The organism is Cellulomonas sp. JH27-2 (assembly GCF_014837175.1).
In the GTDB taxonomy this organism is placed as follows: domain Bacteria; phylum Actinomycetota; class Actinomycetes; order Actinomycetales; family Cellulomonadaceae; genus Cellulomonas.
On the sequence record NZ_JACYFR010000006.1, the window covers coordinates 192281 to 214924 of the forward strand.

A 22644-nucleotide genomic window follows, 5' to 3' on the forward strand; every position below is an offset into this window, starting at 1 on the left:
GGCCCCGAGAACACCGCGGCCAGGCCGCGTTCAGCACCGAGAACGAGAGGCACCCACCGTGGCAGCTCCGCAGAACTATCTGGCGGTCATCAAGGTCGTCGGTATCGGCGGCGGCGGCGTCAACGCCGTGAACCGCATGATCGAGGTCGGCCTCAAGGGTGTCGAGTTCATCGCCGTCAACACCGACGCCCAGGCCCTGCTCATGTCCGACGCGGACGTCAAGCTGGACGTGGGCCGCGAGCTCACGCGCGGTCTCGGTGCCGGTGCGGACCCCGAGGTCGGCAAGAAGGCAGCCGAGGACCACGCGGAGGAGATCGAGGACGTCCTGCGTGGCGCCGACATGGTCTTCGTCACCGCGGGCGAGGGCGGCGGCACGGGTACCGGCGGTGCGCCGGTCGTCGCGCGCATCGCACGCTCGCTCGGAGCCCTGACCATCGGTGTCGTCACGCGGCCGTTCACGTTCGAGGGTCGCCGCCGCTCGGTCCAGGCCGACGCCGGGATCGACGCGCTGCGTGCCGAGGTCGACACGCTCATCGTCATCCCGAACGACCGCCTGCTGCAGATCTCCGACCGGTCCGTCTCGGTGCTGTCCGCGTTCCACTCGGCCGACCAGGTGCTGCTGTCGGGTGTCCAGGGCATCACGGACCTCATCACCACGCCGGGTCTGATCAACCTCGACTTCGCCGACGTGAAGTCGGTCATGCAGGGCGCCGGCTCGGCGCTCATGGGCATCGGCTTCGCGCGCGGCGACGACCGTGCGGTCCAGGCCGCCGAGATGGCGATCTCGTCGCCGCTGCTCGAGGCGAGCATCGACGGTGCGCACGGCGTGCTGCTGTCGATCCAGGGCGGCTCGGACCTCGGTCTGTTCGAGATCAACGAGGCCGCCCGCCTGGTGCAGGAGGCCGCGCACCCCGAGGCGAACATCATCTTCGGTGCCGTCATCGACGACGCCCTGGGCGACGAGGTCCGCGTGACCGTCATCGCGGCCGGCTTCGACGGCGGCTCCCCGCAGGTGCGTCGCGACTCGCGTGCGCTCGGCCAGGTGAGCGGGGCGGCCGCGCCGCGCCAGGTCACCGCGCCCGCGTCGGTCGAGCCGGCGCGCGTGCCCGCGCCCCGCACGGAGGCGCCCGACGAGCTGACGGCGCCGGTCCCGTCCGCGGGGCCGACCACGTCGAGCCAGCCCGTCGTCCCCGCGTTCCTGTCCACCGAGGCCGAGCCCGTCCCGATCACCGGGGCGCTCGAGGTGCCGCGCATCTTCTCCGAGGACGCCCCGCGGCGTGAGCGCGAGCGCGACGAGCTGGACGTGCCCGACTTCCTCAAGTGAGCTGACGTGATCGACCAGGTGGACCTCGGTCCGGGCGTCCGGGCCGGGTTCACCGATCGCCACGGCGGCGTCAGTCTGGCGCCGTACGACGGGCTCAACCTGGGCGACCACGTGGGCGACGACCCGGACGCCGTCGCCGAGAACCGGCGGCGCGTGGCCGAGTGGCTCGGTGCGCCGCTCGTGCTCGCACGCCAGGTGCACGGGAGCCGCGTCGTCGTCCTGGCGTCCCCGGCGGACGCCGGTGAGGCGGACGGCCTCGTGTCGGTCGACCCAGGCGTGGCCGTCGGGGTGATGGTGGCCGACTGTGTCCCTGTCCTCCTGGCCGACCACGCGGCGGGTGTGGTCGGCGCCGCTCACGCCGGCCGGCCAGGTCTCGTCGACGGCGTCCTGCAGGCGACCGTCGCCGCGATGGTGGAGGCTGGGGCGCGCGTCGAGCGGATGGTCGCCGCGCTCGGTCCGAGCGTCCAGGGAGTTTCCTACGAGGTGCCCGCGGCGATGCGCGACGACGTGGTGGCGCGCGTGCCGGGCACGGCGGCCACGACGTCGTGGGGAACTCCCGCGCTCGACCTGCCGTCGGGGGTCGCCGCCGTGCTGGCCGACCAGGGCGTGACGACGGTCGTGCGGAGCGACGTCGACACGTACCTCGAGTCCCGCGTCTACTCCTTCCGTCGCGACGGGCGGACCGGCCGGTTCGCGGGTGTGATCAGGCCCTTGACAAAACATGGGATCACCTGAACGGCATGGGACTTCGGGCGTGTCGCGCCTGAGGCCTCGTCGTTCACGTTGCTAGCGTGGTCGACGAGCTGGACCCCCGGTGACCACGCCGGGCCAGGGTCCTCACGTTATGCCGGAGCTGTCCGGGGGAGGGGCGAAGGCCATGGCCGGAGCGCTGCGCAAGACGATGCTGTACCTCGGGCTGGCCGACGACCGCGGTGAGCACGAGGAGTACCTCGACGAGTACGACGGGGGAGAGATGCCGGCAGAAGAGCACGAGCACGAGGCCCAGGTCACCCCGCTGCGACCCGCGCGCGTCACGCACGCGCCGGTGCAGGAGGCGCCGTCTGCGGGTGAGCTTCGTCGCATCACCACGATCCACCCGCGCTCGTACAACGACGCCCGCAAGATCGGTGAGGCGTTCCGCGAGGGCATCCCGGTGATCATGAACCTCACCGACATGGACGACGCGGACGCGAAGCGGCTGGTCGACTTCTCGGCCGGCCTGATCTTCGGCCTGCACGGTGCTATCGAGCGGGTGACGGCCAAGGTCTTCCTGCTCTCGCCGTCGCACGTCGAGGTCTCGGGCGAGGCGGGTGCGCGTGACCCCGGTCAGCGTGCCGGCTTCTACAACCAGAGCTGATTCGTGCGGGTAGTCCTCTCTGTCGCCTACCTGGCGCTGCTGCTCTTCTTCATCCTGCTGCTCGTGCGGCTGGTGCTGGACTGGGTCCAGGTCTTCGCGCGCTCGTGGCGACCGACCGGCGTCGTGCTGGTGATCGCCGAGGCGACCTACACGGTGACGGACCCGCCGCTGCGGCTGCTGCGGCGGATCATCCCGCCGCTCCGGATCGGGTCGGTGGCGCTCGACCTGGGCTTCATGATCCTGTTCATCGCGTGCACGATCGGGCTGTCGATCCTGGGCGGCTACGCGATGTGACAGCTGGCTGTCGACGCGGCCGGGCTCACCGTGCCGGGTGAACGACGTCGACGAACGCATCCCCCGGGGAGTGCCACCCCCGCAATGTCCGCTACGGTGAGCCGAGGTGGTCGGTGGACTGCCCCCGGCCTGACCAGTACGACCGACAGAGGTGACGACGATGGCGCTGCTGACCGCAGACGAGGTGCTGAACAAGAAGTTCCAGGCGACCAAGTTCCGCGAGGGCTACGACCAGGACGAGGTCGACGACTTCCTCGACGAGGTCGTCAACACGCTCCGTGACCTCCAGGGCGAGAACGACGACCTGAAGACCAAGCTGGCCGCCGCCGAGCGTCGGATTGCGGAGCTCAGCCGCGCGGGCGCCCAGCAGGCTGCTCCCGCCCCCAAGCCCGAGCCGGAGCCGGAGCCCACGCCGGCCCCCGCTCCCGAGCCGGTCGTCGCCGCTCCGGCCCCGGCGCCCGTCGCCGCCCCCGTGGCCCCGGTCGCCGCCGCGCCGCAGCGCGGTGGCAACGAGCCCGAGTCCGCGACGGGCATGCTCGCCCTGGCCCAGAAGCTGCACGACGACTACGTGCGCAGCGGCCAGGAGGAGTCCGAGCGCCTGGTCGGCGAGGCCAAGAGCCAGGCCAACCGCATCGTGCGCGAGGCCGAGGAGACGTCGCAGCGCACGCTCGGCCAGCTCGAGCAGGAGCGCTCGCTCTTGGAACGCAAGATCGACGAGCTCCGGGTCTTCGAGCGCGACTACCGCACGCGTCTGAAGAGCTACCTCGAGAACCTTCTCGGCGACCTGGACAACCGCGGCAGCGCGCTGCCGCCGGCCCGTCCGGGGCAGTCGCAGCCGGGTGCCGACGCCCACAACCTCTGATCGAGCAGCGGGACGCAGGGCCGTTCCGCTGACCAGCATCGACACGCCACGCCGGGTGAAACCGGCGTGGCGTGTTGTGCGCGTCCTCTCCCGCGCTTACAGTCACGTGACCTTGACAGACAGGGGGGCCGTCATGGCCGTCAACGACTCCATCACCGCCGTCGACCTGACCGACAGCAAGGAGCTCGCCAAGCTCGTCCGTTCCTTCCCGGTGCGCGACGGGGAGAAGCCGTGGACCGGCAAGGAGGTCCGCGAGGTCGCCGACGAGCTGACCGCGGACATCGACCGTCTCACCGGCGAGCTCGCGTCCGCTGACGCCGAGCTGTCCAACTTGCTTCGCAACTCCGGCGACGGCGCGGGCGACGACCAGGCGGACTCCGGCTCGTCGGCGCTCGAGCGCGAGCAGGAGCTGGCGCTGGTGATCAACACCCGCGACATGCTCGGCCAGACGCAGCGGGCCCTCGCCCGCATCCAGGCCGGCACGTTCGGCACGTGCGAGTCCTGCGGCAACGCGATCGGCAAGGCCCGTGTGCAGGCCTTCCCGCGCGCCACGCTGTGCGTCACGTGCAAGCAGCGGGAGGAGCGGCGCTGAGCCGCCCGTAGACTCCTGCGGTGCCTTCTACCCCTTCGGTGGCTCGTCGCCGCCTCGTCGCCACGCTCGTGTCCGTGACCGTGCTGGTCCTGCTCGTCGACCAGCTGACCAAGGTCTGGGCGCTCGACTCGCTGACCGCCGGTGAGCGCACCGACGTGCTGGGCGGGTGGCTGGGCTTCGAGCTCGTGTTCAACCCCGGTGCCGCGCTGTCGATCGCGACCGGGATGACGTGGTTGCTGACCCTGGTCGCGGCTGTCGTCGTGGTCGTCATCGTGCGGGCCTCGCGCCGCATCGGCTCGGCCCTGTGGGCCGTCTCGCTCGGCCTGCTGCTGGGTGGCGCGCTCGGCAACCTGATCGACCGCATGTTCCGGCAGCCAGGGATCGCGCGCGGTCACGTCGTCGACTTCATCGCGTACGGCGACTGGTTCGTCGGCAACGTCGCCGACATCGCGATCGTCGTCGCCGCCGTGCTCATCGTCCTGGCCGTGGTGCTGGGCATCCACCTCGACGGGACGCGGGAGGGTCAGCGCTCCGACGACGCCGCCGAGCCGGTCACGCCGGTCGCGCCGGCCGAGTCCGACGGCGAGGCGCGCACCGGTGCCTGAGACGCGCGCGCTGCCCGTCCCCGACGGTCTGGCCGGCGAGCGGGTCGACGCGGCCCTGTCGCGCCTGCTGGGCCTGTCCCGCACGCGTGCGGCCGAGATCGCTGCCGCGGGTGGCGTCCGGGTCGACGGCCGTGCGGTGGGCAAGTCCGACCGGCTGATGGCCGGGGCGTGGCTCGAGGTCGAGATCCCCGAGGTGGCGCCTGTCGCGGTCGAGGTCGTGGCGGAGCCCGTGCCCGGCATGGTCGTGCGGTACGACGACGACGACCTCGTCGTGATCGACAAGCCGGTGGGTGTCGCCGCGCACCCGTCGCCGGGTTGGACGGGGCCGACGGTCGTCGGCGCGCTCGCCGCCGTCGGGTACCGGATCTCGACGTCGGGCGCGGCCGAGCGCCAAGGCATCGTGCACCGCCTCGACGCAGGCACGAGCGGCCTCATGGTCGTGGCGAAGAGCGAGCACGCATACACGGTCCTCAAGCGCGCCTTCAAGGAGCGCACGGTCGAGAAGGTCTACCACGCGCTCGTCCAGGGCCACCCGGAGCCGACGACCGGCACGATCGACGCCCCCATCGGGCGCCACCCCAGCTCGGACTGGAAGTTCGCCGTGGTCGCGAGCGGCAAGCCCAGCGTCACGCACTACGAGGTGCTCGAGATGCTGCCGGCCGCCTCCCTGGTCGAGGTGCACCTGGAGACCGGGCGCACCCACCAGATCCGCGTGCACTTCTCCGCGCTGCGCCACCCGTGCGTCGGCGACCTCACCTACGGGGCGGACCCGTCGCTCGCGGCGCGCGTGGGCCTGACGCGGCAGTGGCTGCACGCCATGCGCCTCGGGTTCCACCACCCCACCACGGGCGAGTGGCTCGAGCTGACGAGCGAGTACCCGGACGACCTGGCCAAGGCCCTGGCCGCCCTGGGCGAGGGGTATCGGTGACCGTCGTCGTCCGGGTCGAGGACGAGGCCCAGCGCGCCGCCATGACGGCGATCCGCATGGCGGTCTTCGTCGACGAGCAGAACGTCGATCCGGCACGCGAGATCGACGCGCTGGACGACGACCCGACCACCGTGCACGTGCTGGCGTCGGCCGACGACGGTACGCCGCTCGGCACGGCCCGCCTGCTCGCGCCGCACCACGAGGGCGACCCGGCCCACATCGGGCGCGTCGCGGTGACGGCGGCCGCGCGCGGGCTGGGCGTCGGCGCGGCGCTCATGACCGCGCTCGAGGACGAGGCGCTGGCCCGGTTCGGGATCGTCCGGGACGGGGTCCGGACGGTCGCCGTCGAGCTCAGCGCGCAGGAGCAGGCGCTCGGTTTCTACGAGCGACTCGGGTACGTCGCGCGCCCGGAGCGGTACCTCGACGAGAACATCTGGCACCGCGACGCGGTGAAGATCGTCACGTCCTGAACCGGCCCGCGGGGCGGTCCCGACGTGTCGGTGGACCGACGTAGGATCGCCCGCATGGCTGCTGCTGGAGGATCCGACTTCGTCCACCTCCACGTGCACACCGAGTACTCGATGCTCGACGGTGCGGCGCGCCTGGGCGACCTGTTCGCGGAGGTCGAGCGGCTCGGTCAGAGCGCGATCGCGACGACCGACCACGGCTACCTGTTCGGCGCGTTCGACTTCTGGGCCAAGGCCACGGCGGCCGGGGTCAAGCCCATCATCGGCGTCGAGGCCTACGTCACGCCCGGCACCAGCCGGTTCGACCAGACGCGCGTGCGGTTCGGTCAGCAGGGGCAGGAGGCCGACGACGTCTCGGCGCGCGGTGCCTACACGCACATGACCCTCCTGGCCCGCAACAACGAGGGCCTGCACAACCTGTTCCGCGCCAGCTCGCTCGCGTCGCTCGAGGGGCAGCTGGGCAAGTGGCCGCGCATGGACCGCGAGCTGCTGTCGACGTATGCCAAGGGCATGATCGCCACCACCGGCTGCCCGTCGGGCGAGATCCAGACGCGGCTGCGGCTCGGCCAGTGGGACGAGGCGGTCCGCGTCGCCGGAGAGCTGCAGGACATCTACGGCAAGGACTTCTTCTACGTCGAGCTGATGGACCACGGCATCGACATCGAGACCCGGGTGCTCAAGGACCTGCTGCGGCTGTCGGAGACGATCGGTGCGCCGCTGCTGGCCACCAACGACCTGCACTACGTCAAGCAGGAGGACCGCGGGTCGCAGGACGCGCTCCTGGCGATCAACTCCGGCTCGACGCTCACGGACCCGGACCGGTTCAAGTTCGACGGAGACGGCTTCTACGTGAAGTCGGCAGCTGAGATGCGCCGCATCTGGGCGGAGCACCCCGAGGCGTGCGACAACACGCTGCTCGTCGCCGAGCAGTGCGAGGTCTCGTTCAACACGTCGGCCAACTACATGCCGAACTACCCGTGCCCGCCCGGCGAGGACGAGACGAGCTGGTTCATCAAGGAGGTCGAGACCGGCCTGCAGGCGCGCTACCCGGCCGGCATCCCGGACGAGGTGCGCAAGCAGGCGGAGTACGAGACCGGCGTCATCACGCAGATGGGCTTCCCGGGGTACTTCCTCGTGGTCGCCGACTTCATCAACTGGGCCAAGGACAACGGCATCCGCGTGGGGCCGGGGCGTGGTTCCGGTGCCGGCTCGATGGCCGCCTACGCCATGAAGATCACCGACCTCGACCCGCTGCAGCACGGCCTGATCTTCGAGCGGTTCCTCAACCCCGATCGCGTCTCGATGCCCGACTTCGACGTCGACTTCGACGAGCGTCGGCGCGGTGAGGTCATCCGGTACGTGACGGACAAGTACGGCGAGGACCGCGTCGCGCAGATCGTCACGTACGGCACGATCAAGGCCAAGCAGGCCCTCAAGGACTCCGCCCGGCTGCTGGGCATGCCGTTCGCGATGGGGGAGAAGCTCACCAAGGCGATGCCGCCCGCGATCATGGGCAAGGACATCTCCCTGACGGGCATCTTCGACCCCGCCGACAAGCGATACAACGAGGCCGAGGAGTTCCGGCAGGTCCATGCGGCCGACCCGGAGGCGCAGCGCGTCGTCGAGCTCGCCAAGGGCATCGAGGGCCTGAAGCGCCAGTGGGGCGTCCACGCCGCCGGCGTCATCATGTCCAGCGACCCGCTGATCGACATCATCCCGATCATGCGGCGCCCGCAGGACGGCGCCGTCATCACGCAGTTCGACTACCCGACGTCCGAGGGCCTCGGCCTGATCAAGATGGACTTCCTGGGGCTGCGGAACCTGACGATCCTCGACGACGCGCTCGAGAACATCGTCATGAACGACAAGGAGCCGGTGGTCCTGGAGGACCTCGAGCTCACCGACCGCAAGACCTACGAGCTGCTGGGCCGCGGCGACACCCTGGGCGTGTTCCAGCTCGACGGCGGCGGCATGCGCTCGCTGCTGCGCCTCATGCGACCCGACAACTTCGAGGACATCTCGGCCGTCGGCGCCCTGTACCGACCGGGCCCGATGGGCGCCAACTCGCACACCAACTACGCGCTGCGCAAGACGGGCGCGCAGCAGGTCACGCCCATCCACCCCGAGCTGGCCGAGCCGCTCGAGGACATCCTGGGTACGACGTACGGCCTGATCGTCTACCAGGAGCAGGTCATGGCGATCGCCCAGCGCGTCGCCGGGTACTCGCTCGGTCAGGCCGACATCCTGCGTCGTGCCATGGGCAAGAAGAAGAAGTCCGAGCTGGACAAGCAGTTCGAGGGCTTCTCCGGCGGCATGGTCGAGCGCGGGTTCTCGATGGCGGCCGTGCAGACGCTGTGGGACATCCTGCTGCCGTTCTCCGACTACGCGTTCAACAAGGCGCACTCGGCCGCGTACGGCGTGGTCTCGTACTGGACCGCCTTCCTCAAGGCGAACTACCCGACCGAGTACATGGCGGCGCTGCTCACCTCGGTGCGCGACGACAAGGACAAGTCGGCGCTGTACCTCGGCGAGTGCCGGCACATGGGCATCACCGTGCTGCCGCCGGACGTGAACTCGTCAGCCGCCAACTTCACGGCCGTCGGCACCGACATCCGGTTCGGTCTGACCGCCGTGCGCAACGTCGGCGCCAACGTGGTCGACGCGATCGTGCGGGCCCGCGAGGAGAAGGGCGCCTTCACGTCGTTCACGGACTTCCTCGACAAGGTGCCCGCGGTCGTCTGCAACAAGCGCACCATCGAGTCGCTGATCAAGGCCGGCGCGTTCGACTCCCTGGGCCACCCGCGCCGGGCCCTGCTGCTGGTGCACGAGCAAGCCGTCGACGCGGTGATCGGCGTCAAGCGCAAGGAGGCCGAGGGGCAGTTCGACCTGTTCGCGGACGTGTTCGGCGGCGACGACGACCCCGGCTTCTCCATCGCGATCCCGGACCTGCCGGACTGGGACAAGAAGCAGCGGCTGGCGTTCGAGCGCGAGATGCTCGGCCTGTACGTGTCCGACCACCCGCTGTCCGGCATCGAGCACGTGCTGGCGGCGGCGGCGGACGTGTCGATCGCGACGCTGAACGCCGACGAGGCGCGGCCCGACGGCTCGACCGTCGTGGTCGCGGGACTCATCACGTCCCTGCAGCGCAAGATGTCCAAGCAGGGCAACCCGTGGGCCGCGGTGACGATCGAGGACCTCGAGGGCGCCGTCGAGATCATGTTCTTCGGCGAGACGTACCTGGCCTACTCCACCGTGCTGGCCGAGGACGCGGTCGTCGTCGTGCGGGGGCGTGTGCGCCGGCGCGACGAGACCATGCAGCTGCAGGCGATGGAGGTGTCGCTGCCCGACGTCTCGGTCACGGCCGACTCGCCGGTGGTCGTCTCGATGGCCGTCGCGCGGTGCACGCCGCCGCTCGTCGAGCGGCTGCGCGAGGTGCTCTCGACCCACCCCGGCGTCACCGAGGTGCACCTGCGCCTGACCCAGCCCGGGCGGGCCACGGTCATGCGGCTCGACGACGGCCTGCGGGTCGAGCGGTCGCCGTCGCTGTTCGGCGACCTCAAGGCGCTGCTCGGGCCGAGCTGCCTGGCGTCCTGAGCTCAGCCGACCGTCGCGGCGAGCTGCCCGCCGGGCAGGTCGACGACGACCTCGTCGCCGCGGCGCAGCTGACGGCCACGGCGCAGCTCGGGCTCACCGTTGACGCTCACCGCGCCGTCCTCGATCAGCTCGCGGGCGGCCGAGCCCGACTCGGCCAGGTCGGCGAGCTTGAGGAACTGACCCAGCCGGATGGAGTCGTCGGCGATCGGCACGGTCGCGGTGTGCTCGTCGGGTGAGGGTCCAGTGATCATGGGCACAGTCTGCCCCGGGATCGGGCATGACCGGGCTCTCGCACGGCCGCGCGGCATAGACTCGGCGCGTGATCTCCCGCATCGACCTGCGCGGTCGCGCCCTGTCGCGTCGTGAGCTCCTCGCCGAGCTGCCTCGTGCCGAGGTGGACGTCGAGCACGCCGGGACCGTCGTCGCGCCCATCATCGACGACGTCCGCGCCCGCGGTGCCGCCGCGCTGCGGGACCTCGCCGAGCGGTTCGACGGTGTGCGCCCCGCAGCCCTGCGCGTGCCCGCCGATGCGATCGCGGACGCCGTGCGGGTGCTCGCGCCCGACGTGCGCGCGGCCCTCGAGGAGACCATCCGCCGCGTGCGCCAGGTCCACGGCGCGCAGGTCCCCGCCGACTTCACGGTCCAGGTGGCACCGGGTGCGCAGGTCCGTCAGCGGTGGGTTCCCGTCCGGCGCGTCGGGCTGTACGTGCCCGGCGGCCTGGCGGTCTACCCCTCGTCGGTGATCATGAACGTCGTCGCCGCGCAGGCGGCCGGCGTCGGCTCCCTCGCCGTCGCGTCCCCGCCGCAGAAGGACGCCGACGGCCTGCCCGACGCTGTGGTCCTCGCGACGTGCGCGCTGCTCGGCGTCGACGAGGTCTATGCGGTCGGCGGTGCGCAGGCCGTGGCGATGTTCGCGTACGGCGCCGCAGGCTCCGAGGCTGCCGACGGCGAGACGCTGTGCGAGCCGGTCGACGTCGTCACGGGTCCGGGCAACGTCTACGTCGCCGCGGCGAAGCGTCTGGTGCGCGGCGTGGTCGGTATCGACGCCGAGGCGGGCCCGACCGAGATCGCGATCCTGGCCGACGGCGGCGCGAACCCCGTGCACGTCGCGGCCGACCTGGTCTCCCAGGCCGAGCACGACCCGCTCGCCGCCGCCGTGCTCGTGACGCCCAGCGTCGAGCTCGCCGGTGCGGTCGAGTCCAAGCTCGTCGACCTGGTCGACGCCACGTTCCACCGTGACCGGGTGGCGACGGCCCTGGACGGCCCGCAGTCGGCGATCGTCCTGGTGGACGACCTGGAGGCCGGCCTCGAGGTCGTCAACGCGTACGGCGCCGAGCACCTGGAGATCCAGACGGCGGACGCCGCGCAGGTCGCCGAGCGCGTGAGCAGCGCCGGCGCCATCTTCGTCGGCCCGTACTCCCCGGTCTCGCTGGGCGACTACATGGCCGGATCCAACCACGTCCTGCCGACCGGCGGGTGCTCGCACTTCACGAGCGGCCTGGGGGTCCACTCGTTCCTGCGGGCGGTCCAGGTGATCGAGTACGACGCGGACGCGCTGGCGCAGGTGGCCGCGCCGATCGTCGCCCTGGCGCAGGCCGAGGGTCTGCCCGCGCACGGCGAGGCGGTACGGGCGCGTTTCTGACGGTGCGGGCCGTGTGGCCCGCACCGTCCCGCAAGTGCACAGTAGGAGCACGACGACACGCGCCCGTGCAGCGCGAGGGAAGTGAGCGCTGAGAGTGACGCCATCCATGACAGGCAGTGTGGGAACAGGCGCAGGCCGAGCAGGCAACGCCGTCTTCGAGCACCGCGACGTCGCGCTCCTGGCCGTGACCGCCGTCGAGGCGCCCGTGGTCATGCCCTCGGGCCGGTTCGACGAGCAGCTCGCCGCGACGCTCAAGCGGCTGCGCCTGCCCAAGGGCCTGCTGCGCCGCGTCGCCGGGGTGACCGAGCGACGCTGGTGGGACGCCGGCACGACGTTCGACGACGCGGCCACGCAGGCCGCAGCCAAGGCGCTCGCGGAGTCCGGGGTCGACCCGAGCGACGTCGGGCTGCTCATCAACACGTCCGTGACGCGCACGCACCTCGAACCGTCTGTCGCCTCCCGCATCCACGACGGGCTGGGCCTGCCGTCGAGCGCGCTCAACTTCGACATCACCAATGCGTGCCTGGGCTTCGTCAACGGCCTGACGCTGGCGGCCCAGCTCATCGACGCGGGTCAGATCCGGTACGCCGTGATCGTGGACGGCGAGGACCCCCAGCCCACCCAGGAGGCGACGATCCGGCGGTTGTCGGAGGGCGACTCCACGCGTGAGGACTTCCTGCGCGAGTTCGCGACGCTGACGCTGGGAGCAGGTGCCGCCGCGGCGGTGCTCGGCCCCGCGAGCCTGCACCCGGGTGCGCACCGCGTCCTGGGCGGCGTGTCGCGTGCGGCGACCCAGCACCACACGCTGTGCGTCGGCGGCCCCGACGGCATGTCGACCGACCCGCAGGGCCTGCTCGACGGTGGGCTCGAGCTCGTCGTCGACGCGTGGCACGAGGCCGAGCCGCGCTGGAACTGGAACGCCGCGGACCGCTTCATCACGCACCAGGTCTCGACCGTGCACACCAAGTCGATCGTCGACGCGCTCGGGCTCGACAAGCGTCGCGTGCCGACGACGTTCCCGCTGTGGGGCAACGTCGGTCCCGCATCGTTGCCGATGACGCTGGCCGCCGAGGCGGACTCCCTGTCCGCGGGCGACCGCGTGGTCTGCATGGGCGTCGGCTCGGGCCTCAACACGGCCATGACGGAGATCGTCTGGTGAGCTCGCACGTCACAGCGGCATCCCTGCCTCCGAGCGGGCTGCCGGGGCTGGACCCTGCCTGGTCGCGGGTGGTGCGTACCCCGTCCGGTGCGTGGCACGTGCTCGACAACGCCTCGCGGCTCGAGGCCGAGCCGGTCGGCACGATCCTCGCCGTGCACGGCAACCCGACCTGGTCGTACCTGTGGCGCTCGTTCGTCGCCGCCGCGACGCGCGCCGAGCGGCCGTGGCGCGTGATCGCCGTCGACCAGCTCGACATGGGGTTCTCCGAGCGCACCGGCCGGCAGCACCGGCTGGCGGACCGCGTGCGCGAGCTCGGTGAGCTCACCGACGTCCTGGCGCTCGAGGGCCCCGTGGTGACGGCCGGTCACGACTGGGGCGGCTCGATCAGCCTCGGCTGGGCCGTCGACCACCCCGACCTGCTGGCCGGCGTGGTGCTGCTCAACACCGCCGTCTACCAGCCGCTGGGGGAGCGAGCCCCGGCGGCACTGCGCCCCGCCATGGTGGGCGGCGTCCGGCAGGCTGCCACGGTCACGACGACGGGCTTCATCGACACGACGCTCGCACTGGCGCACCCGCGCCTGACCAAGCCGGTGCGCGACGCGTTCCGCCTGCCGTACCGCACGCCGTCACGCCGCGCCGCGGTGGGCGACTTCGTCGAGGACATCCCGGCGACCGCAGAGAACCCGAGCCGGCCCGAGCTCGAGCGCATCGCCGCCGGCGTGCGTGACCTGCAGGTGCCCGCGCTGCTGGCGTGGGGTGCGCGCGACCCGGTGTTCTCCGACCGGTTCCTCGACGACCTGCGCGACCGTCTGCCGCACGCCGACGAGCACCGCTACCCGACCGCGGGCCACCTGGTCGCCGAGGACGAGGACGTGGCCTCCGGTGTGCTGCGCTGGCTGGACGCGCGCGTCACGAATGCCGGCGAGGCCGCGGCGCACCTGGACCCGCCGGCCGACGGCACGCCCGTGCGCCTGCTGGGCGCGGCCCTCGACGAGCGTGCGGACGACGACGGCCCCGCGCTCGTGGAGCTGCGCGGAGGTGGCAGCCGGACGATCTCGTGGCGTGCGCTCGCGCGCCGCACGGCCGAGCTGTCCCGTGGCCTGGCGGCGCTGGGTGTGCGACCGGGCGACCGGGTCGCGGTGCTGATCCCGCCCGGCGCGGACCTGACCGCCGTCCTGTACGCGTGCCTGCGCCTCGGCGCCGTGGTGGTCGTCGCGGACGCGGGGCTGGGCGTGGGCGCGCTGTCGCGTGCGGTCAAGGCATCGCGCCCGGTCGCGGTGATCGGCATCGAGCGCGCCCTGCTCGCGGCCCGTGCGTTCGGCTGGGCTCCGACCCTGGTCGCCGCGGGTCCCGTGCATCGCCGGTCCCGAGGGGCGCTCGGCGTGGACGCGACGCTCGTCGAGGTCGCCGAGCTGGGGGCCGGGATCGAGCTGGACCCGGCGCAGCCGCAGCCCGACGACGAGGCCGCGGTGCTGTTCACGTCGGGTTCCACGGGCCCGGCCAAGGGCGTCGTCTACACGCAGCGCGGGCTCGCAGCCATGCGTGACGCGGTCGCGACGACGTACGGCATCAGCCCCGACCGCCCGTTCGTCGCGGCGTTCGCCCCCTTCGCGCTCCTCGGTCCGGCTCTCGGTGCGACGAGCGCGAGCCCCGACATGGACGTGACCGCACCGCGCACCCTGTCGGCCGCGGCGCTCGCGGCGGCCGTGCGTGCGGTCGACGGGTCGGTCGTGTTCGCGTCGCCCGCGGCGATCGTCGGCCTGCTCGAGACGGCCGGTGACCTGGGCGACGACGACCGGACCGCGCTGGCCGGCGTCGGGACGCTCCTGTCGGCGGGAGCACCGGTGCCGAGCGAGCTCCTGCTGGCCGCCCGTGAGCTGCTTCCTGCGGCCGAGCTGCACACGCCGTACGGCATGACCGAGATGCTGCCCGTCACGGACGTCGAGCTCACTCAGATCCTGGCGGCCGGCGACGGTCCGGGCGTCTGCGTGGGGCGTCCCGTCTCCGGTGCGGCCGTGAGCGTGAGCGCGCTCGACGAGACCGGCGCCGCGACGGGGCAGCCGTCCACCGAGCCGGGCGTCCTCGGCGAGATCCTCGTCGGCGGTGCGCACCTCAAGGCCCGCTACGACAGGCTCTGGTTCACCCAGGACGTGTCGGCCCGCGACGCCGGGTGGCATCGCACGGGTGATGTCGGAAGGCTCGACGCCGAGGATCGGCTGTGGGTGGAGGGGCGCCTCGCCCACGTCGTCGTGACGGATGCGGGCGTCGTGACGCCCGTGGCGCCCGAGCGGGCGGTCGACGCCGTGACCGGCGTCGTGCGCTCGGCGGTCGTCGGGGTGGGCCCCGCGGGCACCCAGCAGGTGGTCGTCGTCGTCGAGCCGGACGGCTCGTCGCGCGCCGGGCTGGCGCCCGCCGACCTCGCGGCGCGCGTGCGCGCTGCGCTCGACGTCCCCGTCGCCGCGGTCCTGACGCTGCCCGAGCTGCCGACGGACCTGCGGCACAACTCCAAGATCGACCGCACGCGGATAGCGGCCTGGGCCGACGCCGTCCTGGCGGGTCGCCGGGCGAAGCCGTGACGGGCGCCGGCGGCCGCACGGTCCTGGTGACCGGCGCGAGCGGCATGCTCGGCGGTGGCGTGGCGGCCCGGCTCGTCGCCGACGGGTGGGACGTCCGTGCGCTGCAGCGACGACCGTCCGGCGTCGTGGGGGCCGCGGACGTGCTCGGCTCGGTCACGGATCCCGACGCGGTCGCGCGCGCGGTCGACGGTGTCGACGCGGTCGTCCACCTGGCCGCCAAGGTCGACATCGTCGGCCCCGAGCAGGAGTACCGGGCGGTCAACGTCGAGGGCACGCGCACCCTGCTCGCCGAGACGCGGGCCGCGGGCGTCCCGCGCGTCGTGTTCGTCTCGTCGCCGTCCGTCGCGCACGTGGGCGGCTCGCTCGTCGGGGCGGGGGCCGGTCCGGCCGAGCCGGCGCACGCCCGCGGGCCCTACGCGCGCACCAAGGCGTCGGCCGAGCTGCTCGCGCTCGGCGCCGACGCGCCCGGCCACCGGGTCCTCGCCGTCCGACCGCACGTCGTGTGGGGGCCGGGGGACACCCAGCTGATCGGCAGGATCGTCGAGCGTGCGCGTGCCGGGCGGCTGCCCGTGCTGGGGTCGGGCGCACCGCTCATCGACACGACCTACGTCGACAACGCCGTGGACGCGCTGGTCGCCGCCGTGGTGGCGCCCGACGACGCCTACGGCGCGGCCTACGTCGTCACGAACGGCGAGCCGCGCCCGGTGCGCGAGCTCATCGAGCAGATCTGCGCCGCGAACGGTGTGCCCGTGCCGCGGCTGCGCGTCCCCGCGGCACTCGCTCGGGGCGTCGGAGCCGGCCTGGACGCGGCGTGGGCGCACCTGCCGCTGCCGGGCGAGCCGCCGCTGACGCGGTTCGTCGCCGAGCAGCTGTCCACCGCGCACTGGTTCGACCAGCGGCGCACGCGCCGGGCCCTGCGCTGGGAGCCGCGCGTCAGCGTCGACGAGGGCATCGCCCGCCTGGCCGCGCACGCGGGCGTCCCGTGGACGGCGCCCGCGCCCGTCGTCGGGCGTCCCTAGACTCGGTCGCGTGACCGCCCAACCGCTGCCGCTGCGACCCGAGCTCGCCGGGCTCGAGCCCTACGGGGCTCCCCAGCTCGACGTCCCGCACCTGCTCAACGTCAACGAGAACCCGTACGCGCCGTCGGAGCAGGTGGTCGCCGACGTCGCGGCCGCCGTCGCCGACGCGACGCGCGGGCTCAACCGCTACCCGGACCGCGACTTCACCGCGCTGCGCGAGGACCTCGCGGCGTACCTGGCCGCCGAGTCCGGCGTCGAGCTGGGGGCTGAGCAGATCTGGGCCGCGAACGGATCGAACGAGATCATGCTGCACGTCCTGCAGGCGTTCGGCGGCCCGGGTCGCACGGTCCTGTCGTTCGGGCCCACGTACTCGATGTACCCCGAGTACGCGCGCGACACGTTCACGGGCTGGGTCGAGGCACGGCGCGAGGAGGACTTCAGCCTGGACGCCGACGTGGCGCGCGCGGCCATCGCCGAGCACGCGCCCTCCGTCGTCCTGCTGGCGAGCCCCAACAACCCGACGGGCACCGCGCTGCCAGCGGCCACGGTCCTGGCCGTGCTCGATGCAGCATCAGCAGTCCCGGGGGGCTGCGTCGTGGTCGTCGACGAGGCGTACGGCGAGTTCCGCCGCCGGGGCGTGCCGTCGGCGCTCGAGCTGCTCACGGACCACCCGCACCTGGCGGTGAGCCGGACCATGTCCAAGGCGTTCGGCCTGGCCGGGGCCCGGCTCGGCTACCTGGCCGCCTCGGTGCAGCTCGTGGACGCGCTGCGCGTCGTCCGCCTGCCGTACCACTTGTCGGCCGTCACGCAGGCGACGGCTCGGGCCGCGCTCGCGCACAGCGACGAGCTCATGGCGCAGGTGGGCTCGTTGCGCGACGAGCGGGACGCGCTGGTCGGGTGGTTGCGCGAGCACGGGCTGACCGTCGCGGAGTCCGACGCGAACTTCGTGCTGTTCGGGATGTTCGACGACCGGCGCGCGATCTGGCAGGGTCTGCTCGACCGGGGGGTCCTGATCCGGGTGGTCGGTCCGGAGGGGTGGTTGCGGGTGTCGGTCGGCACCAGCAAGGAGATGACGGCGTTCAAGGACGCCCTGGTGGAGGTTGCCGGACTATGAGCGCGAAGCGCACCGCCCGCATCGAACGTGCCACGAGCGAGTCGAGCGTCCTGGTCGAGCTCGATCTCGACGGCACGGGCCGCACCGACATCTCGACGACGGTGCCGTTCTACGACCACATGCTCACCGCCCTCGGCAAGCACTCGCTCATCGACCTGACCGTCAAGGCGACGGGCGACACCCACATCGACGCCCACCACACGGTGGAGGACGTCGCGATCACGATCGGCGAGGCGCTGCGTGAGGCGCTCGGCGACAAGCGGGGGATCTCGCGCTTCGGCGACGCCACGGTCCCGCTCGACGAGGCGCTCGCCCAGGCCGTCGTCGACGTGTCGGGCCGGCCGTACCTCGTGCACACCGGCGAGCCGGTGGGCCAGGAGTACCACCTGATCGGCGGCCACTTCACGGGTTCGCTCACGCGGCACGTGCTGGAGTCCATCGCGCACCACGCCGCGTTCAGCATCCACGTGCGGGTGCTCGCCGGTCGCGACCCGCACCACATCGTCGAGGCCCAGTTCAAGGCGCTGGCCCGGGCGCTGCGGTTCGCCGTGCAGCTGGACCCGCGCGTGGACGGGATCCCGTCCACCAAGGGTGCGCTCTGATGCCCGACGAGCAGGGCGTCCCTGACGGGCCCGACGTTCCCGACGACGTCGTCGTCCCCGACGACCTGTCGTCGCTGTTCGCGCCCGCCGACGAGGTCCCGTCGGTCGCCCTCGTCGTGACGCAGGTGGCCCTGCCGGCGCCGCTCGCCGCGGCGTGCGTGCTCGCGGGTGTGGCCGTCGACGTCGTCCCGTCGTCCGGCGGAGCGATCGCCGCGCTGCGCGACCCGGCGGCGGCGACCGAGGGTGCCGCCGCCATCTCCAAGCTGCTGCGCGCCAACCCCGTCGTGCTGCTGGAGCGGCGCGAGGGCAACGTGCGTGCCGTGCGTTGGACCAACGGCGCGGCGGGCGAGGAGATGCCGTCCGGCCTGCTGCTGGCCACTGGCCCCGGCGTGCTCGAGGACCTGCTGCTCGGCTCCGTCGAGGTGGGCGACCTCGAGGGCGTGGTCACGAGCGTCGGCATGTCGCGCTGGCGCGCGACCAGGCTCCTGGCGTCGTCGGCCCGCAAGCGCTGACCCCAGCCCCGCCTACAGGTTGGTCAGGAACGGGGTCAGCGCCGCGGTCGTCGTCTCGTACAGCGCGGCGCGTGCCTGGGCGACCTGCTCGCGGTAGCGGGCCTGCTCGGTCACGATCGCGGTGCTCAGCTCCGTCAACCGCGCCCCGAGGTGCGGGTCCGTGACCTCGACCCCCCACTCGGGGCGCCCGATGTCCTCGAGGAAGTAGCGCAGCTTGGCGTGCGAGATCAGGCTGACGATGGGCGTGCCGAGCCCGAACGGGATCATGCCCGCGTGCCCGCGCATGCCCACGACGAGGGCCGCGTCCCGGTAGCGGCGGGTGGTCTCCTCGATCCCGAGCCGGAAGAAGCTGTCGACCGGGACACGGGTGCCGTGCTCGCGGAACAGGTCGGTCGCGATCTTCTCGTCCGGGATGGTGTGCGCGCCGACGCGGACCTGCGCGACGCCGTCCAGAGACCGCACGAACGCGTCGATCTGGGCGAGGAACGCGGCGTAGTCGTCCTTGAACCGCAGCGCCGAGCGGTCGTAGGCGATGTTGAGGTACACGACGTCCCGCGGCGAGGCCTGGCCGACCGGGTCGGCGTAGGCCGTGCCGTCGAGCAGCCCCAGCACCGTCGTCGGGCACGGCAGGTAGGTGACCTTGTCCGCGAGGTCCGACGGGAGCAGCGCCCGCACGCGCTCGATCGAGCCGCGGTTGCGCAGCCCGACGAAGTCCGCGCGCTCGACCACGCGCGTCAACGAGTCGCGGAACCGCGACCCGACGAACTCCTGGCCGGGGAACAGGTTGTAGCCGACGGCGACCAGACCGAGCGGGACCCGGAGCCGCTCCAGGCTCGCGTCGGGCACGTTCCACTGCCAGCCCGAGTTGCCGTTGGGGGAGGTGTCCGGCAGGAACAGCCCGCCGCCGCCGACCAGCAGGCCGCTCGTCTCGTTGACGGCGTCGACGGCCGCCTCGTCGAACACCTGGTGGACGTGGACGCCGTGCCAGTCCGCGACGCCGCGCACGTGACCGACCGCCTCGCGGACCGCCGCCGGGAGCAGCACGTCGCCGTAGTTGCCGAGCGGGTCGACGTAGAACGCGGCGTGCGAGAGCGTGATGCCGTCGGGGTCCACCGTCGCGACCACGTCGTCGTCGGGGGTCGGGCGCGTCGCGCGGGCGTGCACCAGGCGGGCCTTGTGACGCAGCGGCTCGAGGGAGAGCGCGGCCCGCGCGTGCTCCCGGGCGCCGGGCAGGTCACCGACGATCCACGCGACCTCGGCGAGCAGGACGTGCGCCTCGGCGGCCCGGTCCGACGTCAGCGCCAGGCTCGCGGCGACGGTGGCGTCGTCGTACCGAGACACGGCGCGGTACGCCGTCGCCAGCTCCAGGGCGTACGCGGGGCCGAGCCGACCGACCTCGAGCGCTCTCGACTCGAGCAGCGTCACGGCGGCCGCGAAGTCGCCGGCGGCCCGCAGGGACGCGCTCTCGCGGAGCACGGCTGCGGAGGTGCGCGCCTCGGGGTCGGCGTCGGACGTCGCGCGCGCCTTGTAGGACCGCGCCGCACCCTCGTCGGCGATCAGCCCCTGCTCGGCCAGGTGTGCGCACGCGGTCAGGAACGCACGGTCGCTCACGTCGTAGCGGTGCCAGAGCGCCTCGAGGCGGGCGTACCCGTGCTCGCCGCCGTCCCACGGCTTGAACTTGCCGGTGAAGTGCAGGATCGCGGTGTCCTGCGGCGGCACCCCACCGCGGCGCGTCGCGCGCTTGACCCAGTTGTAGCGGCGCGGCAGGCGCAGGTAGTCGCCGTCGAGCGCGGCGGTGATGACGCCCTGGTCGTGCCGCTCCAGCTCGTAGGCGCCGCTGCGACCGATCGCGTCGAGGCGATCCGCGAAGTCGCCGTCCGTGAACGTGTGGTCGAACGCCAGCAGGCCGCTGTTGAGCTTGCGGCCGCCGTCCGAGTCGAAGAACTGGGGGACCGCGGCGAACGGGGCGTCGACCTCGAACAGGTCGTCGATCCGGTCGAGCACCACCATGTCCGTGTCGAGCGTGACGATCCGGCGGTAGCCGCCCAGACGGAACACGTCGAGGATGTAGTAGGCCTTGGTGTACAGGTAGTTCGCGGCGGATCCCTTGGCGTACGTGTCGTAGCGCTCGGTGTCCACACGGACGAAGCGCAGGTCCGGGCGCAGGGACAGGGCGCGGGAGATGTGGGCGGGCGCGAGGCCGTCGTGCAGGACGACGAAGTCGGCGTCCGCGTCGGGGTTGGTCAGCGTGAGGCTCTTGAGCAGCACGACGAAGCCGGGGAAGTAGTTGTCGTCGACGAACGCGACGAACGCGTCCCTGCGGGGCGTGGGCACGGGGTTCACCTCAGGCTGATCGTGATGTCGGTGGTGGACACGGCCCGGTCCATGACCCAGCGCCGTTCGTTCTCGTAGCTGTGCGCCGCGGCCACGGGCAGGTGCATGGCCTCCGGGATGCGGTAGGCGCCGCCGTCGTAGAAGTCGAAACCGATCAGGTCGATGGCGGTGCTGACGTCCAGGAAGTCGATGAGACGCATCGTGTTGAAGCCGGTGGTGGGGACCTTGAAGTCCGCGCGCTCGGCGGGGGTGAACAGGCTCAGGGCGGGCCAGCGCAGGGACTCGTCCCCCAGGTAGGTCTGGGCTCCGGGCTCGACGTGCTCGACGACGGAGCTGCGCCACAGGTCCCGCTTGCCGCTGAACACGAGGCGCACGTCGACCGGTACCGACCAGTTGAAGCTGTGCAGATGGATCGTGGCGTGCACGTCGGTCTTGGTCCCCGTGCGCGGGGCGTCCAGGGCGAAGGAGTTGAACCGCACGACCACGTCGTAGGAGTCGATCAGCGGTCCCGCGTCGTGCTTCAGGAGTCGTGCCGAGTTGGCGACGAGGCACACCGACTTCCCGTCGAGGTACTGGCGCAGGCCCGACATGTCGAGGGTGCGCAGCGCGACCGCGTCGTCGGCGGTGAGTCGACCGGGCCGCGGCGCGCGGCGCGCGCCCTCGACGGCGTCGACCAGCGGCGCCAACGGGGCGAGCGGCTCGCCCGCCGCGACGGTGCGCGCGACGAGCGCGTCGAACGCCGACCCGAACCCGTACCGCTGCTGCGCGCCCCTCGTCGCGGCCAGCGCCGTCGCGAACGTCGCGAGCGCGGGTCGACCAGTGGCGGCGAGGGACTCGGCGCGCACCCAGGTCTGCGTCGCGTCGGCGCCCACGGGCTCGGTGGCCGGGCCGGACGCTGCGTCGTCGGCAGGGTCGTCGGCACTGCCGGTCAGCTCGGCCAGCACCGCGTCGAGCTCCGCGCTCGCGGCTGCGTCCCAGCCCCGGGCGTCGTCGTTGGGCAGGGTGACCTGTCGGCCCGTCAGGGCCGTGTACCGCTCGGCGGCCGACCGGGCGTCGCGGTACTCGCCGAGCGCGTCGAGCGTCGTCGCGAGGCCCAGCCAGCTCGCCTGCGAGACGGGACGGGAGTCGGCCAGCAGCCGGTACACGTCGAGCGCGAGCGCGTTCTCGCCGGCGGCCTGGGCGCGGCGGCCGACGTCGAGCAGCGACGTGAACAGCGACGGCCAGGCGGCGTGCCACGGCTTGGCGCCGGACTCGACCGCGAGCGAGCGCCAGGGGTTGCGCCGCAGCTCGGCGAGCGCCTGCGCGTGCGCCAGGACCGCCTGGGTCAGCAGGATCCGCTCCCACTGCGAGCTCGAGGACAGGCTCGTCGCCGTCGTCGAGACCGAGGCCACCACGGAGGCGTAGCGGCGGTTGATCGGCAGCGACGGTGCCACGACGACCGCCGTCCGGCGCACGCCTGCCGCCGCGACTCGTCGGGTTCTGCGCTTGAGGTCCGGCACGCGTCGTCCTTCCGGGGGTTGGGGCGCTCGGATGTCGAGGCCGATGACCGGACCCTAGGAGGGGCAGGTGACCGGCAGGGGGCGCTCGGATGTCGAGTCCGACAGGTGGCCGAACGCCAGGTGAACATTGGCCGCCCGCCTGCGCAGGGCGTCGCGACCGACGT

The 22644-nt window shown here is 72.7% G+C and carries 20 protein-coding genes; 17 read left to right on the forward strand and 3 right to left on the reverse strand.

Features of this window, described 5'->3' with window-relative positions; translation table 11 throughout:
* Positions 1-58: 58 nt before the first annotated feature.
* The 10 genes from ftsZ (at position 59) to dnaE (ending at position 10023) form a co-directional block, all read left to right on the forward strand.
* Entirely contained in the window at positions 59-1324 is a 1266-nt protein-coding gene (ftsZ, locus tag IC607_RS16875; protein WP_191788577.1) for a cell division protein FtsZ, read from the forward strand.
* 6 nt (positions 1325-1330) lie between these two features.
* Complete coding sequence (gene pgeF / locus IC607_RS16880) at positions 1331-2059, forward strand: peptidoglycan editing factor PgeF (RefSeq protein ID WP_191788578.1); 729 nt, start codon at positions 1331-1333, stop codon at positions 2057-2059.
* Positions 2060-2201: 142 nt separating this feature from the next.
* A complete protein-coding gene (locus tag IC607_RS16885; protein WP_191788648.1) occupies positions 2202-2681 on the forward strand; it encodes a cell division protein SepF in 480 nt (159 codons plus the stop codon).
* Between the two features lie 3 nt (positions 2682-2684).
* Positions 2685-2975, forward strand: coding sequence for a YggT family protein (locus IC607_RS16890; RefSeq protein WP_191788579.1), 291 nt, complete (start codon positions 2685-2687; stop codon positions 2973-2975).
* A 160-nt stretch (positions 2976-3135) separates the two neighbouring features.
* Positions 3136-3837 (forward strand): DivIVA domain-containing protein, encoded by a 702-nt coding sequence (locus IC607_RS16895; RefSeq protein ID WP_191788580.1) that lies wholly within the window; start codon positions 3136-3138, stop codon positions 3835-3837.
* A 133-nt stretch (positions 3838-3970) separates the two neighbouring features.
* Positions 3971-4429 carry a TraR/DksA family transcriptional regulator gene (locus IC607_RS16900; RefSeq protein WP_191788581.1) on the forward strand — a complete coding sequence of 153 codons (459 nt, stop codon included), beginning with the start codon at positions 3971-3973 and terminating at the stop codon, positions 4427-4429.
* Between the two features lie 20 nt (positions 4430-4449).
* On the forward strand, positions 4450-5034 hold the full coding sequence (lspA, locus tag IC607_RS16905; RefSeq protein WP_370526350.1) for a signal peptidase II: 585 nt from the start codon (positions 4450-4452) through the stop codon (positions 5032-5034).
* A complete protein-coding gene (locus tag IC607_RS16910) occupies positions 5027-5962 on the forward strand; it encodes an RluA family pseudouridine synthase (protein WP_191788582.1) in 936 nt (311 codons plus the stop codon). The genes lspA and IC607_RS16910 overlap by 8 nt, the downstream gene beginning before the upstream one ends.
* A complete protein-coding gene (locus IC607_RS16915) occupies positions 5959-6432 on the forward strand; it encodes a GNAT family N-acetyltransferase (RefSeq protein ID WP_370526351.1) in 474 nt (157 codons plus the stop codon). The genes IC607_RS16910 and IC607_RS16915 overlap by 4 nt, the downstream gene beginning before the upstream one ends.
* A gap of 54 nt (positions 6433-6486) precedes the next feature.
* Positions 6487-10023: a DNA polymerase III subunit alpha gene (gene dnaE, locus IC607_RS16920; protein WP_191788583.1), complete on the forward strand. Its 3537-nt coding sequence runs from the start codon at positions 6487-6489 to the stop codon at positions 10021-10023.
* A 2-nt stretch (positions 10024-10025) separates the two neighbouring features.
* On the opposite strand, the gene IC607_RS16925 is transcribed toward dnaE, so the two are convergent.
* Complete coding sequence (locus tag IC607_RS16925) at positions 10026-10274, reverse strand: RNA-binding S4 domain-containing protein (protein WP_191788584.1); 249 nt, start codon at positions 10272-10274, stop codon at positions 10026-10028.
* Between the two features lie 68 nt (positions 10275-10342).
* Here IC607_RS16925 and hisD point away from each other — a divergent pair, with 68 nt between their 5' ends.
* The 7 genes from hisD (at position 10343) to IC607_RS16960 (ending at position 18647) form a co-directional block, all read left to right on the forward strand.
* Positions 10343-11665, forward strand: a complete 1323-nt coding sequence (hisD, locus tag IC607_RS16930; protein ID WP_191788585.1) for a histidinol dehydrogenase — start codon at positions 10343-10345, stop codon at positions 11663-11665.
* A gap of 106 nt (positions 11666-11771) precedes the next feature.
* A complete protein-coding gene (locus tag IC607_RS16935; protein ID WP_191788586.1) occupies positions 11772-12824 on the forward strand; it encodes a 3-oxoacyl-ACP synthase III in 1053 nt (350 codons plus the stop codon).
* Entirely contained in the window at positions 12821-15400 is a 2580-nt protein-coding gene (locus IC607_RS16940; protein WP_370526352.1) for an alpha/beta fold hydrolase, read from the forward strand. The genes IC607_RS16935 and IC607_RS16940 overlap by 4 nt, the downstream gene beginning before the upstream one ends.
* A complete protein-coding gene (locus tag IC607_RS16945; protein ID WP_370526353.1) occupies positions 15397-16419 on the forward strand; it encodes an NAD-dependent epimerase/dehydratase family protein in 1023 nt (340 codons plus the stop codon). The genes IC607_RS16940 and IC607_RS16945 overlap by 4 nt, the downstream gene beginning before the upstream one ends.
* 10 nt (positions 16420-16429) lie before the next feature.
* Positions 16430-17533, forward strand: a complete 1104-nt coding sequence (locus tag IC607_RS16950) for a histidinol-phosphate transaminase (protein ID WP_191788587.1) — start codon at positions 16430-16432, stop codon at positions 17531-17533.
* Positions 17530-18135 carry an imidazoleglycerol-phosphate dehydratase HisB gene (gene hisB, locus IC607_RS16955; protein WP_191788588.1) on the forward strand — a complete coding sequence of 202 codons (606 nt, stop codon included), beginning with the start codon at positions 17530-17532 and terminating at the stop codon, positions 18133-18135. Before IC607_RS16950 ends, hisB begins: the two co-directional genes overlap by 4 nt.
* Positions 18135-18647, forward strand: coding sequence for a hypothetical protein (locus IC607_RS16960; RefSeq protein ID WP_191788589.1), 513 nt, complete (start codon positions 18135-18137; stop codon positions 18645-18647). Before hisB ends, IC607_RS16960 begins: the two co-directional genes overlap by 1 nt.
* A gap of 12 nt (positions 18648-18659) precedes the next feature.
* Here the strand turns inward: IC607_RS16960 and IC607_RS17960 are convergent, their stop codons facing one another.
* Positions 18660-20981, reverse strand: coding sequence for a polysaccharide pyruvyl transferase family protein (locus tag IC607_RS17960; protein WP_370526354.1), 2322 nt, complete (start codon positions 20979-20981; stop codon positions 18660-18662).
* A 5-nt stretch (positions 20982-20986) separates the two neighbouring features.
* Positions 20987-22480 carry a hypothetical protein gene (locus tag IC607_RS17965; RefSeq protein ID WP_191788591.1) on the reverse strand — a complete coding sequence of 498 codons (1494 nt, stop codon included), beginning with the start codon at positions 22478-22480 and terminating at the stop codon, positions 20987-20989.
* Positions 22481-22644: the final 164 nt, after the last annotated feature.